This is a genomic window from Intrasporangium mesophilum, assembly GCF_054783095.1.
Map to the genome: position 1 here is coordinate 497846 of NZ_BAAGRF010000004.1, position 12721 is coordinate 510566.

Annotated in this window: 10 protein-coding genes; 3 read left to right on the forward strand and 7 right to left on the reverse strand. The window is 64.0% G+C overall.

Features of this window, described 5'->3' with window-relative positions:
- Positions 1-116: 116 nt before the first annotated feature.
- From ACYVLP_RS05685 to ACYVLP_RS05695, 3 genes are all read right to left on the reverse strand, one after another.
- Positions 117-689 carry a hypothetical protein gene (locus tag ACYVLP_RS05685; protein WP_460626365.1) on the reverse strand — a complete coding sequence of 191 codons (573 nt, stop codon included), beginning with the start codon at positions 687-689 and terminating at the stop codon, positions 117-119.
- 57 nt (positions 690-746) lie between these two features.
- Entirely contained in the window at positions 747-1232 is a 486-nt protein-coding gene (locus tag ACYVLP_RS05690; RefSeq protein ID WP_460626366.1) for a hypothetical protein, read from the reverse strand.
- A gap of 171 nt (positions 1233-1403) precedes the next feature.
- Positions 1404-1586, reverse strand: a complete 183-nt coding sequence (locus ACYVLP_RS05695; protein WP_460626367.1) for a hypothetical protein — start codon at positions 1584-1586, stop codon at positions 1404-1406.
- Between the two features lie 435 nt (positions 1587-2021).
- On the opposite strand from ACYVLP_RS05695, the gene ACYVLP_RS05700 reads away from it, so the two are divergent.
- Positions 2022-2429 (forward strand): very short patch repair endonuclease, encoded by a 408-nt coding sequence (locus ACYVLP_RS05700; RefSeq protein ID WP_460626368.1) that lies wholly within the window; start codon positions 2022-2024, stop codon positions 2427-2429.
- A gap of 126 nt (positions 2430-2555) precedes the next feature.
- Positions 2556-4055, forward strand: coding sequence for a DNA (cytosine-5-)-methyltransferase (dcm, locus tag ACYVLP_RS05705; protein WP_460626369.1), 1500 nt, complete (start codon positions 2556-2558; stop codon positions 4053-4055).
- 40 nt (positions 4056-4095) lie between these two features.
- On the opposite strand, the gene ACYVLP_RS05710 is transcribed toward dcm, so the two are convergent.
- From ACYVLP_RS05710 to ACYVLP_RS05725, 4 genes are read right to left on the reverse strand one after another with little or no spacing between them, the layout of a single operon-like run.
- Positions 4096-4383, reverse strand: a complete 288-nt coding sequence (locus tag ACYVLP_RS05710) for a hypothetical protein (RefSeq protein WP_460626370.1) — start codon at positions 4381-4383, stop codon at positions 4096-4098.
- Positions 4380-5249, reverse strand: coding sequence for a hypothetical protein (locus tag ACYVLP_RS05715; RefSeq protein WP_460626371.1), 870 nt, complete (start codon positions 5247-5249; stop codon positions 4380-4382). The genes ACYVLP_RS05710 and ACYVLP_RS05715 overlap by 4 nt, the downstream gene beginning before the upstream one ends.
- Positions 5246-6352, reverse strand: a complete 1107-nt coding sequence (locus ACYVLP_RS05720; RefSeq protein ID WP_460626372.1) for a hypothetical protein — start codon at positions 6350-6352, stop codon at positions 5246-5248. The genes ACYVLP_RS05715 and ACYVLP_RS05720 overlap by 4 nt, the downstream gene beginning before the upstream one ends.
- The gene (locus tag ACYVLP_RS05725) at positions 6349-9132 is read right to left on the reverse strand and encodes a Z1 domain-containing protein (protein ID WP_460626373.1); all 2784 of its coding nucleotides are present in this window, start codon (positions 9130-9132) and stop codon (positions 6349-6351) included. The genes ACYVLP_RS05720 and ACYVLP_RS05725 overlap by 4 nt, the downstream gene beginning before the upstream one ends.
- A gap of 1409 nt (positions 9133-10541) precedes the next feature.
- Between ACYVLP_RS05725 and ACYVLP_RS05730 the strand changes: the two genes are divergently transcribed.
- A complete protein-coding gene (locus tag ACYVLP_RS05730) occupies positions 10542-12140 on the forward strand; it encodes a hypothetical protein (protein ID WP_460626374.1) in 1599 nt (532 codons plus the stop codon).
- The last annotated feature ends 581 nt before the right edge of the window (positions 12141-12721 follow it).

Below are 12721 nucleotides of genomic sequence, written 5' to 3' on the forward strand. Positions count from 1 at the left end.
GGCTTCCTCGGGGTCGTGTGCGTTCTGGCTGGGGGCGGGTAAACAAGGGTCAGGGCGGCGTCGGGTTGAACAGTCAGGCCGGCGTCGGTCTACAAGTGCACAGGAGCCTGCTCCATTCACTGCGCGGCTTCGTCGTCCGTGGGTACCTCGGCGGCCGGGTTGCGGCGTTCGCTTTCGCCGACCTCCATGTCGATGCTGGCCTGCTCCCGAATGGCACGGGATCTGCTTCGCATGATCGCGGCTTCGCTGCGATCGAGGCGGGCATGGCTGGACGTCAGTCGGTCGCGGGCACGGTCGATCGTGGTCTGTGCGAGCTCATCACTGGTGTTGGTGCGTTCGCCGAGATTGCGGGCGATCCGATCGAGGTACGCCTCCCGGGCGTCGAGCTCCTCCTCGCGTTCGTCGAGCTTGCGGTCGCGCTCGTCGGCGGCCCGGTCCCGCTCGTCCGAGATCCGCTCCCGCTCGTCGGCGTGGCGCTCGCGGGCGTTCGCGTTGAGCTCCCGGCCGTCCGCTCGCCGTTCGCGTTCGTCCGCAGACCGTTCTCGTGCATCTGCGGCGGCCTCACGTCTCACCGCGGCTTGGAGCCGTCCGTCGTTCGGTGCCGACTCAGCGCTGCTCACCAACCCAGCATGCACCCCTCTTCCCGCTAATGGCGATGCGCTGCGCTGGCGGCTGACCTCGACCGACAACCAAGCCATGTCGGGGTCGTTGGGCCTGTGGCCTGCGGACCCCGGCCTGCCAGGCGGCTAGGGCCCTGCCCGGCCGAACTTGGCGTCTTCCCAGCAGACCTGGCTGAGAACCTGACGGTCGTGATCGGACATCGACAACGCCCCGTTTACGTATCCGTCGAACTCGATGTACGAGGCCTCGCCGCCGTATTCGGCAAACGTAATCCACAGGTCGAGCACCGCGGCCGTCCCGGTCGCGACCGAGTCGATGAGCTCGGCAGCCAGTCCCGTGGTGACCGACTCGTGGTCGAGTCGGGGCGGCAGACTCGGCGCCGGTTCCGCAGGAGAGAGTCCCGCTTGGCGCCGCGCCTGGTTGTACTGGTGCATCTCGACGATGTCGGCGAGGCGCCGGTCGGCGATACGAGCCCGTTCGATGGCACGAGCGAGGTGCTGGTTGGCGCCCGCGGCAGGGTCGGGGCCGCTGACGTGCGCGCCGGCGCGCAACTCCGCGCTGCGACGACGACACTGGTCCGCGCGCTCTTTCGCGGCGGTGGCTGCCGTCACGTAGCTACCTGGGCGACCGTCCCGCGTGCCCATAGTTCCAGTATGCCAAGCGAGCCACCGGTTCGCAGTGCAGAGTCGGGCCTGCTGCTGGGCAGCGGTACGCCCTCATGCCCAAGCTCGGGTGCTCGGGGCCTGCGGCTTACGCGCAAGCTCGGCCCGGCCTGGCAGGCGTTATGCCTCGTCGTGGTCTGCTGCGGCCGCGTCCCGCGCCGACGCCGCGCGGTGGGCGACTGCTCGCACGTCGTCTCGCATCGAGTCGAACTTGGCGGCCGCGCGCTTGTGGACATGGGCCGCATCACGGTGCGATCGCTTGTCGTTGACATTGGCCCGCGCCTCAGCGCGCGCGGCAGTCACGCCCTCGCGCTAGGCGGCGACGAGGTCTGTCTTGGTGAGGAGTGAGCCAGAGCGCGGCCTCGACAGGAGGGTCGTAATGTGGTCCAGGCGCCCGGAGACCTGCGTGATGCGGTCGCGCGTTTCGTGTCGTCTTCGGCCGGCTCCGTCCTGGCGCGAATCGTTCTTGCCTGTCCCCGGGACCGCCTGTATATGCGTGGAGGGAGCCATCGACGATCACCAAAGGCACACCGCTCGCCGCTTGCGTTGCAGTACTTGGTAGCAGTACGCGACGTCGTCCACATCCCCGGTCACGGCGATGGACCATCCACAGACACGATGGAGGCGGCTAGGCACCTGGGGAGGTCCGCGCGAGTGTCACGTCATGACCAGGCAACTCGGGATTGATGACGATCACGGTCAGCATGGGGCTCGATCCGAATCTCGTACCGTTGAGGTATGCGTGAAGCGTGGGTATCGACCAAGGCTGGTGCCCATCTTGCCGGCCGGCGGAAGGAGAGCACAACGCCTGAGGTGCTCCTACGACGTGCGGTCCATGCAGCTGGCGGGCGGTTCCGCCTCCACCGGCGCCTTGCCAAGGGCTGCACCCCCGACTTCGTCCTTCCTGGGCGCCACCTGGCTGTGTTCGTGGATGGATGCTTCTGGCACGGTTGCCCGGAGCACGGCCGCAAGACGCCTTGGACCGGTCCGAACGCCGACCTTTGGACAGCCAAGATGCGCCGGAACGAGGAGCGAGACCAACGCGCGACGGCGCTTGCAGAGCAGCTTGGCTGGCAGGTCGTTCGGGTGTGGGAGTGCGACGTCCGCGATGACGCCCACGGGGTCGCAGCTCGCATCTTGCAGTGACGGCCATCTGGCATCGGATGTGCGGTGTCACCGGCGGCTGATGGTGCGTCCAGAGAGGCCAACAGTCACATTGCGCAGAGTGGGTCGACTCTTGCGGTGTACTCTGCCGGACGGACGGTCCGTTCCATGAACAAGCCTCTGCCAATTGACTTTTCCGTTGCGGCGCGTCAGCTTGACTTAGCTGACGAATCAGCTAAGCTGTCCGGTATGCTGAGGCGATCTGCACCCTTCACGTACGTGGATCTCTTCGCCGGCATCGGTGGCTTCCACGCCATGCTGGATCACGCGGGTGGTCGATGCGTGTATGTCTCGGAGATCGACCATGATGCGCGTGACACGTACACCCATAACTGGGTTGATCCGCTTCCGCAGGCAGAGCGGCCGATCATCAACACCGACATCACCCTTGCCACGCCGCCCGACGGTCCGGTGGATGTGCCTCCGCATGACGTGCTGGCGGCGGGGTTCCCGTGTCAACCGTTCTCCAAGTCGGGTTTCCAGCGAGGGATGGACGAGGCAAGGGGCACTCTGTTCTGGAACATCGCCCGCATTCTCGAGGAACGATCGCCTGCGGTGGTGCTGCTCGAGAACGTCCGAAACATCGCCGGCCCGCGGCACCAGCACGAGTGGGACGTCATCATCAAGACGCTCCGTCAGCTCGGCTACAGAGTCTCCTCCACCCCGTCCGTCTTTTCGCCCCACTTCCTGCCGCCCTCCTTGGGTGGGACGCCACAGGTACGCGACCGCGTCTTCATCCTGGGCACCTACGTCGGGCCAGACCGGGCACTCGCAGAGACCGACGTCCCGCCCACCCTCGTCCGCGGCCCCGTAGACGGATGGAACGTGCACGACTGGGATGTGGACTGGGTTCTCGACGACGACGCCGGCATCGAAGGTATCGAGAGGTACCGTCTGGGCGCTGACGAGACTGAGTGGATCAACGTCTGGGACGACCTAGTCCAGCGCATGTGGTCCGCTCGCGGCTACCGCCTTCCCGGCTTTCCCCTGTGGGCCGACGCCTGGGTCCCCGAGCGGGGCCTCGACCCGATCGAGCTTGACATGCTCCCACGTTGGAAGGCCGACTTCCTCATCAAGAACGCTCGCTTCTTCGACGACCACCGTGACGTCATCAAAGCATGGCGCAAGGCCAACCCATCGTTCGCGAACTTCCCAGCCTCCCGCCGCAAACTCGAATGGCAGGCCCAGGACTCAGCTTCTCTTTGGGACACGGTTATGCACTTCCGACCGTCCGGCATTCGCGCTAAGGCACCGACCTACCTGCCCGCCCTGGTCGCGATCACGCAGACGTCAATTGTCGGCAGCCGGCGACGACGACTTACGCCGCACGAAGCGGCGCGCCTTCAAGGTTTTGGCCCCGAGCTCTCGTTCGGAACCCAACGCGACCAGGCGTCCTACAAGCAGGTCGGGAACGGCGTAGCCGTGGGAGCGGCGTGGCACGTCTTCTCAAGGCATGTTGAATGCAACGCAGCTGATCTGCCCCGCGCGCTCGTTGAGACGGTTCGTGAGGCAACCAGCAGGAACCCATGCGAAGGCGCCTTGTCCAGGTCGGCCATCGAGTTTGAGGCGGGCATGACCGCCGACCCCAGTGTTGATCTGGCAGGGTAGCTGCGAGATGCTTACTGGCGCGCTGAGGATTTCCAGCAGACTACTCTCCGACGTAGAAACGAACCGCCTCACGCACGGCCTCCAGCCCCTTTAGGGTCACCGTCCCTCCGCGCGACTCGTAGTCCGGACCCCAAACCTGGCCGGTCGACTCGACGATCGCTCGGGCCATCTGTGGCTTTGTGAGGGTCGATTGAAGGCCTAGTGCGAGCTCCTCATTGACTAGATCGAAGATTGCGCGAGGCTCGGTCGACCCGGTGGACATCTTGGGAGCCGCGCGACCGATTGCCTTGGCGATCTCCGCGACGACGTCCTGCTTCTGAACCCTCATTGCTCAGCAATCTCTTCCATGTGCTCGTGCAGGTCATTGACAGTCTGGGCAACCCAGTCGACTGCGAGCTCGTCAGCGATCGTACGCTCGGCAAGACCCACGATCCGGTTGCGGTCCAGCACCATATACTTCAGTGCCAGCTCGCTCCAGATGATGCCGGGCGGGAGCGCCGTTGGTGTGGCCAGCGCCATCGTCGGATCCACGTCCATCGCCAGCCAAGAGCCCCAGAGCCGCGTGTCGACGTCCATGCCTTTGGCAAGCAAGTTCTCCTGGAGAGTGCACTGGACAAGCAGAACTGGGAATCCGGGTCGACCATCGGGGAACGGGCGCCAGGCAACAACGTCGACGCCACCGTCCTTTCGACGCGGTTGACGGTAGCCCTGCCCAACCTCCACCCCGAGCTTCTCCGCCAACCAGCGAATAGCGAGATCGAACTCCGGTGGGCGACCGACGTCGGACGGCCAACCGAAGCGGAGTGCAAGACCCGCTGCGCCCCAGAGTTTACCGGCAGCTTGCGCGACCACGTTCTCGAAGATCACCGCCATCGACTCATCGGGCGCCGCGCTCAGGTATTGTCGCACCGGGTTGCCGGGTGCCATCAGCGCGATCGTCGTGTAGGTGGACGAGGTCGCGGTTTGGGAGCATTGGACGGCGTACTCTCCGTGAAGCGTGAACGGGTAGCGGTCTCCGAGCAGGGCTGCCCTTCGTGCCATCTCACGGATTCCGGTATTGACAAGCTGGGACTCAAGCCCGATGGACGCCTCGAAATACTCGTAGAGCCGATCCAGCCCCAGCGGACGAGGTCCTCTGACCACCAGGGCTGTTTCTATCCAGTCCGCGATTCTGTCCCTGCCACGGATGGTCACAGTTGGGGTGCCTCGGCCGCCTGGTCGATGACGTTACGCATCGACTCAACGAGAGACTCGAGGTCCGACAAAAGACTGACGACCTGCTTGTCGGTCGCGTACTCGGCGAGGTCATTGCCTGCTGCACCAAGCGCGTTGGCCGCCGCAGTCATCCTCTTGACGAGACGCTCGCGCGGATCCATACCGGCGTTTTGAGCCTGCTGCTTCGCCTCTTCCAAGCTCTTGCCACCACGGAGCGCTGCAAGGCCGGCTTCGCTCGCGACGACGTTCCCGAGCGCACTCATCTGCCGGGAGTCGGTGATGACAGGCTCCGCGTCCTCGTCACCGAATACCCAGGAAATGACCTCCTTGAGCTCGGGGATCTTCCCCTCAGGCACGGGATTTTCACCTGGCTCGAGTCGAGAACCGAGCGGTGCGCCGATGTGGTCGCGAAGCTTAGTGTTGCTCATCGCGACTGTCAGCACGGAGAAGGCTCGCTCAACCTCACCGGTGCTCAGGCCTGCTGTCTCCGCCTGTGCAACGATCGCCTGGTCTCGGTAAAGGTCCGAGGCCTTGCTCTTCGTGATTCCAATCAGGTCGGCAACCTCCTTGATGGTTCGGCCCTCGGCGACACGGGCGGCGATGAAGCGAGCCTGCATGTATGGCCGCCATTGAAGTTTGCCGACCACGTGCGCGCGGGATACCTCGACGTGTGTCGCCTCGCGGTTCTGGTGGACGACGATCGGCACCACCACTTCGGGCGACATCGCTGCCTTCTCCGCAACAGACTCCCAGCGAGAAGGGTCAGCGAACTGCTCGCGGATCTCCGGGTGCGAGAGTCCAAGCAGCGCGGTCAACCGACGGTTTCCCTCGACGACGATGTACTCCGAGTTCTCATTGCCGTGGATGGCGATCAACGGCTCCGCGGCGAAGAATCCATTGTCAGCGATCGACTGCGCGACGGCGAAGGCGTCGAAACCCATCTCGAGCACGACTGCTAGATCGGCTTGCTCGCCCCCACGAAGGGACTCCGGAAGCCGCGGGTTGTACGGGTCGAGCAGCAGGGCCGAGATCGGCACCTGCATGGGGACGCCAGAACGGACTCCGGATTGGTTCGCGGTCATGCCGTAGTTCCCTTTCGAACGATCTTGCGGTCTCCGAGGTGGACCGCGACAACAAGAAGTTCGGTCGTCGGGTCGTCGCGACGAACGACCCTGTGTATCTGGACCACGACCGCGCCCGGGTCAGCATCAATGCCGCCGATGGACCTGTCACCGGGGTACGCGGGTCCGGCGCTAGACCGGACGTTGTCACGGCCCTGGAAGAGGTTGACGAACCCGGTTTCGATGTCCCACTTGCGAACTCTGGGCTGCCCTGCCTCTTCCATCAGGATGACGGGCACGGGGTGATCTTGATCGGGTTGGCGCTCCAGCGATTCCATGACATCACGAAGCCTCCAGGAAGGTCCATACTCATCGGCGGCCCAGCGCTCAACGATGAGTTCGCTGACCTCAGAAACCGGCATCTCATGTGTTCGGAAGGAGAGGCGGCCGTAGTCGACAAAGGGGGCGTCGAAGAGGCCTATCTCTTCGACGATCCTGCGGTTCTTCTCGATTGCGTCAGGGGTGATTCGCGGCAAGCGAACGGATGACCACCCCATGCCTTGGTAGTCGAGCTGGCTCACGACTGCGTCGCGCGTGGGCTTCATGCCGTCTGGAAGCAGCAGGCCAACTTGCCGGGCCCACGTGTGGACGGTGCCGCCAGCGTCGACGTGGTCATGGAGCTGAGCACGCAGGTCGTACTCGGTGAACACGATGTCGCGAAGTGACCGGATCGTGCGTCTCGTTGCGAAGAACTGGCAGTAGGGCAGCTGGTCACGTCGGTAGCCAAAGGCGCGCGCTCGTTGCTCAAGGGTGTCGACCTGTGGGCTCGGTGGCCGGTTCATATACGTGACCGTGAGTCCCTCCACCGTGAAGCCGCGGTCAAGCTTGTTACCGCCGATGAGAATGTGCACTGGGGTGACGTTCCAGGTGACTTTGTTAAGCGACGACGTGGAGTTGACCAGCCACAATGACGTCTCTCGGAGAACCCATCGGACCTTCTCGACGAACGCCACGTCATCGAGTTCGGGCGCGCCGCGCTCCGCGAGGACGGTCCGCTCCAGCCGGATAGCCTCGGGGAGATCGGTGACCGATCCCGCCTTGTCGACGACAGTCCGCCACTTCCGCAACTCGCGTTCGACGAGAAATCTATAGCGCTCCTGGACGTCATTCCGTTGTGTGGAGTGGATCAGCATGCTCACTGGCGCCGCGTCTGGTTGACGCGCGACCAGCATGGCGGCACCTGCAACGAACGAACCCAGAGCAGATGTCAGACTCCGTGGAAGTTCGAGAGGGAGTGTCTTGGCGGGTTGTTCGTCAAGCATCGGGACATCCCGGATGACCTGGGTCGCAAACTCGACGAAGAACTCTCGACCACCCGTGTATCCGTTACCTGGCTCAAGGAACTCGACGAAGTCAGGGCTAAGCAAGTCGTCAGCGTCGAGCATCAGCGGCGCATAGGGCGTGGCGGTGTATTGCACATACAGGTGCTTCGGAACCCGTGAGCGAAGGATTCGTATCGCCTCGTACGTCTTGCTCTCGGCAGTCGAGCCGGTGTTTAGTGACGCCTGGTCGGCCTCATCATCAATGATCAAGACTGGAACCTGCTCGATCCCTGGGACGTCGTCAAGAACGGACGCCAACGCGTTCAATCTGCCAGAGTGTTTGAGGACCGGAATCAGTACCGCCCGGTCACCCTCGATCCGAGCTCCGATGCGTTTTGCCGTTGCACGACCCGACGGGTTCACCTCGGTGACCCACCGATAGTCCTTCCGCGTTTGAGTGCCAAGCGCGGTCTCAAGCCTCTGCCTGTTCTGGTCCAGGAGAAGGTTGGTGCCGCCGAGGAGCGCCACGATCACTTGGTACCCCTGGTCTGCCGCCGCTGCGATTAACGCTGTGATAGACGTCGTCTTGCCAGACTGCACATACCCCAGCGCAAGACCCGTCCGACCTCCGGACGTTGACCGTTGCGGACCCTTGTCCAAGATGTTGAAGACCGACTTCCAGATTCGCACTCGACTTTCGTCGTCCATGCGCGAGACCAGCTGCTCGTCCACACGCAGTGCTTCGGGCCCCGCAAGAGCTTCTTGGCTCATACCCACTCCCTCGATCAGAACGCTCCGGCGGATCTGATTCCACTTGCCGAGCCGACCACGAAGCACGCCACTCGACGGCGCTCCACTCGCGTGCTCCGACCGCCAAGTGTCATACGCGTGAAAGGGGGCCGCGGGCCCCGCGTGCTCAATGTAACTACGCGCGTAGTGCCACAGGTCATCGTCAGTCCAGGTCGACTGGTAGTCCCGCCCCTCGCGGCGACGGTCTTCGACACCAGCCATCGCGCATGCGTCGGCCCAGCCGTACAGCTGCTCGATGCGGGCTGCGCTGGGTCCGGTGACCTCGCCTTTATCGACCAGTGCCTGGTAGCCACCCCGCGACAGCGGCCATTCATAAGTCGCGGCGGCCTGCAGAGCCGCGAGGACGTCTTCTTCAGACCACCGGATTGCAGCCCGCTTAGCCACACCTAGGTATGCGGAGAGTTCCTTGCCGCCTAAGCGGCGAATCAGCTCTTCGTTGGCACCAGTCAGGACTGCCACGTCGCGGTGCGACCTGGCAACGCCTGTGGCTACGAAAGCAAAGATCCGATCGCGGAGCTTGGCCTCGTTTGTCTTGCGTACTTGCCGACGTGCTTCTTGGACTGTGGCGCGGTCAACTCCACCCAACTTGCCGACGATCTGCCGAGCCCGCTCCCGCGTGATACCAAAGACCTTGCCGATTTCATCCAGCGTGGCGCCAAAAGCGCGCATCTCCCGGATCTGACGATCGCGATCCGCGGTACCCCCCTGTCGCTGCAACTCGTTCCCCCAAGAAATCGTTCATCGAGCATGTGTCATGCCGCCCTAACACCAGCATCGGCCCTGTGCAGCGTACCAAGGGTCCATTCACGGGCCGGCCAGCGCACGGCGCGGACGACGTGCATGACGAAGGGTCCCTTCCCGGTGGGTGGGAAGGGCCTTGTTGTGTGGTGGAGCCAAGGGTGCCTGAGGTCGGGGCATAGGAGACAGCTCATAGGCGACGCGTGAGCCGGGACATACGTGAGGTGCCGCGGCGTGTCCTGGGCCCGGGTTGCCATGTTGAAAGTCGTCGTCAACAACCTGCTGGTCACCACGGCTGCCGCTGACCGCAAGGGTATGGACACCGGCCCATCACTATCGTGGGGCACCAAGGCTCAGGACGGGGACTCGTACAACCTCGACCTCCACGATCGAACTGACCACCAGACAGAACCTCTCGACGCACACTGTCGAGCCCGACCAAGGCTACTGGCGCAGCCAACAAGGGAGCACCGGGCCGATGACCCGGGGCGTCCTGTCGCGTAAGAACCTGACTCAGGGTTTCACCTGTGTCTCGACGCATCACAGTGGGGAGCCAAGGGGACTCGAACCCATAACCCCTGCTTGCAAACTCCACGCCTGGCCCCCGCTGGCCCCGCCCGTGCGTGCAGCAGCCCGCCCAGGTCCGCCCTGCAACGCCTCTGGCGAAGCTCGTTGCAGTATTTCTGTGGCGTACTCCTTTGTCGCGCCTGTCGGACCACGACCAAGTCGGAGACCAAGCCCTAAGCTGCTCGGGCTGTCCTCTCATTCCGAACGTGCGGCGGCTGATCGCACGTTCCTTCGTCCCGGTCACGCGCTGGCGGTACGTCGCATGTGCGCGGCTCGCAGCGACCGCCTTCATTGCGAGGCCTGCCATTGGAGCTCTGGCCTGCACCAGCGTGCTCGCACGGACAGACGGTTTGTGAGATGCGGTCCCCGAGGTCGTTTGGGACTCCGGGTACCAAGTCGGTAGCGGCCAGCATCGAGTCGAGCTCGGACCTGGGCCGGTTCGTAGGACGCCTAACCACGCCCCGGCGTCAAGTCGCCGGGCGCCTCGTTGCGAAGGCCTCGGGGCGAGAGGTCCTAGCCTCGGTGGTGCTCGTGGTTGCACCGCGTCCATCGGATACCAGGCGTACGGCATCGACGCCAGCCCCGGGCAAACGCCATGACGGCCCACCACGCCGTTGACGGACACGTGTCAATGGACGGACGGGGGCTTGCCCGGGAATATTGTGGGCTGCACTCACGCGGCGTACCGAGCCCAACCCGGCAGGCATCCGTGCTTCGGGACGTCCAGGGCCCAACCGGTCCGGCGGCGCGAGCCTCAGGACGATAATGCGTGCGTGACGGACTACAAGCAGCGGTCCCTCTCCCAGCGTCTGGGAACGGCCGGCGAGAATCAGTTTCGCCTGATGGCAGAGCGACAGCATCTGATCGTTGCGGCGAAGGTTGCTGAGGACTTCGGAGTCGACTTCATGTGTCAAGCGGAGGAGTCTGCGGACACCGCGTCTGCGAATCCTGTGATTCCCGCGCACTTCGGGGTGTGCGTCCGCGCTACGAAACTGGCGGACGGACGAGTTAAGCTCAATCGCGCCGACGCGTCGAATATGCTTCGATACCGGCAACCGCTGGTTTTCGTCCTGGTGCATCTCGTTGACGGCCTTGAGGCATGCTACTACCGCGTAATGGATCCCGAGTTCGGTGGGATGCTTTCGCGGTTTCTGGACTCACGTAAGAAGACCAAGAGCTTGACTCCGGCCGATTGCCGACCAGAGCCCGGCTTCCGTTCGGACCTAATTCCGGCACTCAAGCCGAGTGCGACCCGTCGAACCCAGCTTGCTTTGGCGGAGATTCGTCTGAGATCTCTGGTTCCTGGCGCGACTGTTGAGATTAATATCGACAAAGACGGCGAGACGGCGATCATTGTTGCTGATGACTACTTCGATTTCTTCGAGAAGCTCCCCGAGAAGCAACGCAATTCGGTCTATAGGGCGGCCTTCGGCCGGCCGGATTTGTTCGATGGCCGGACGACCAGCCTGCCCTTCAACTCGGCGATCCCCGAGGCGTTGGTCGACGCGCCAGATCGCATCGTGATAGGCGGTAGCATCGTTAGCGAAGATGCGACGCTTGAGATCAGCGGACCTGAAGGCACGGCTCGCGCGCCATTCACCTACACCCGAATTGGGACGCACTACGGATGGGTGCACACTGACGGGCTCGCGCTAACTGTTAGCGCGGCCAGGCCGCGCTCGGACGGCGTTTTCGTACACGAGACCCGGGTGCTCATTGATGACGAGGCGGACATTAGCTTAGACGACTTGTCGAGCGACCTGCGCAAACTTCTCATGGTCGCCGTCCCGGATGCAATTCTGCGGGAGGCAGACAGCGGCTTCGCTATGGAGGTCGACTACTTTGGGCTGCCGCGGCTGTGCGAGCTCGTGCGCGCCCACGCCGATGCTCGGCAGTTGCGCGGGTGGGATCCAGCTGCCATCCAGCTTCGCGATTTAAATGACCAGACAAGCCGTCTTGCGATCATGATGCTCGGAACGTGGTCAGTTGCACCTGCACTATTTCCCAAGATTGGCCTATACCTGGACTCCAACCTAAACCCGATCGACTTGGACAACGCAGAACGAGTGGAGAAGCCCGGCCTCCTTACGGTCGTGTTGGATACCGCGCGCAAGACGATCATCGCTACTGCCTCCGGGCTGGCCACGGAACTTTGGTTCGATGGCCGCTTGATCGGGTTAGCATCGTTCACTGCGCGGACCATCGAGCTCGACATACGCGCATCGCTGGCCCGCGGCGAGCTCTACCCTGAGATTGTCGTGGGTGAGGGCATCTCAATGGTCCTCGACCCAAGCGGTGTTCGAATGAGCGAGACGCCTGCTTGGTTCGAGGAGCTCGGCTACAGACGTCTGGACGAGCATCCGCCGGAGTAGGAGGCAAACGCCACCTGCCGGGTCATGAGACACGCGGCGGCCTGCGCAGATCGCGGGCACGCTTGGGGGCGGCGTCCTCTAACCGCGTGCGTTGGCGCGGCCGGATGGACAGTTCGTGCGCGTCAACGGGCCTGACGGACCCCGGCCTCGACCCGATACCCGGCCCAAGCGCACTGACGGGGTGCGGGTCAAGGGTCGAGCTTTGCTCGATCGCGAGAGCGACGCCGAAGGCGCCCTGTAGGCGTGCCACGGCGGTCCGCAACCGATGATTGCCGTCGGGTCGAGGCCGGACCCGGACGCAAAGGCTGAGCCGGGGCGTGGACGTCACCAACGGCGATCGTGGGCCGTGCCTGTGATGCTGCTGTCCGCCGGCGGGCCGTCGGGCTGGGTGGGCGCCGCCTGAGCAGAGGGCCGCGCCGACGGGAGCGGAGCGGGAGTCGGCGTGATCGACCCGCCTTGCGCTGCGGCGGGCGCCTCAGGGGCCCCGCGGGCCCATCTTGTCGGCAACGCTCAAAAATGAGGCCGATCCGACGCTCGAAAACGAGGCCACCGGGTCGTGTGTTTCTAGTCTGCCGGGTCTT

Coding starts and splice junctions, on each gene's coding strand:
- ACYVLP_RS05700 (WP_460626368.1), top strand. CDS start 2,022: ATGCGTGAAGCGTGGGTATCGACCAAGGCTGGTGCCCATCTTGCCGGC.
- dcm (WP_460626369.1), top strand. CDS start 2,556: ATGAACAAGCCTCTGCCAATTGACTTTTCCGTTGCGGCGCGTCAGCTT.
- ACYVLP_RS05710 (WP_460626370.1), bottom strand. CDS start 4,383: ATGAGGGTTCAGAAGCAGGACGTCGTCGCGGAGATCGCCAAGGCAATC.
- ACYVLP_RS05720 (WP_460626372.1), bottom strand. CDS start 6,352: ATGACCGCGAACCAATCCGGAGTCCGTTCTGGCGTCCCCATGCAGGTG.
- ACYVLP_RS05725 (WP_460626373.1), bottom strand. CDS start 9,132: ATGCGCGCTTTTGGCGCCACGCTGGATGAAATCGGCAAGGTCTTTGGT.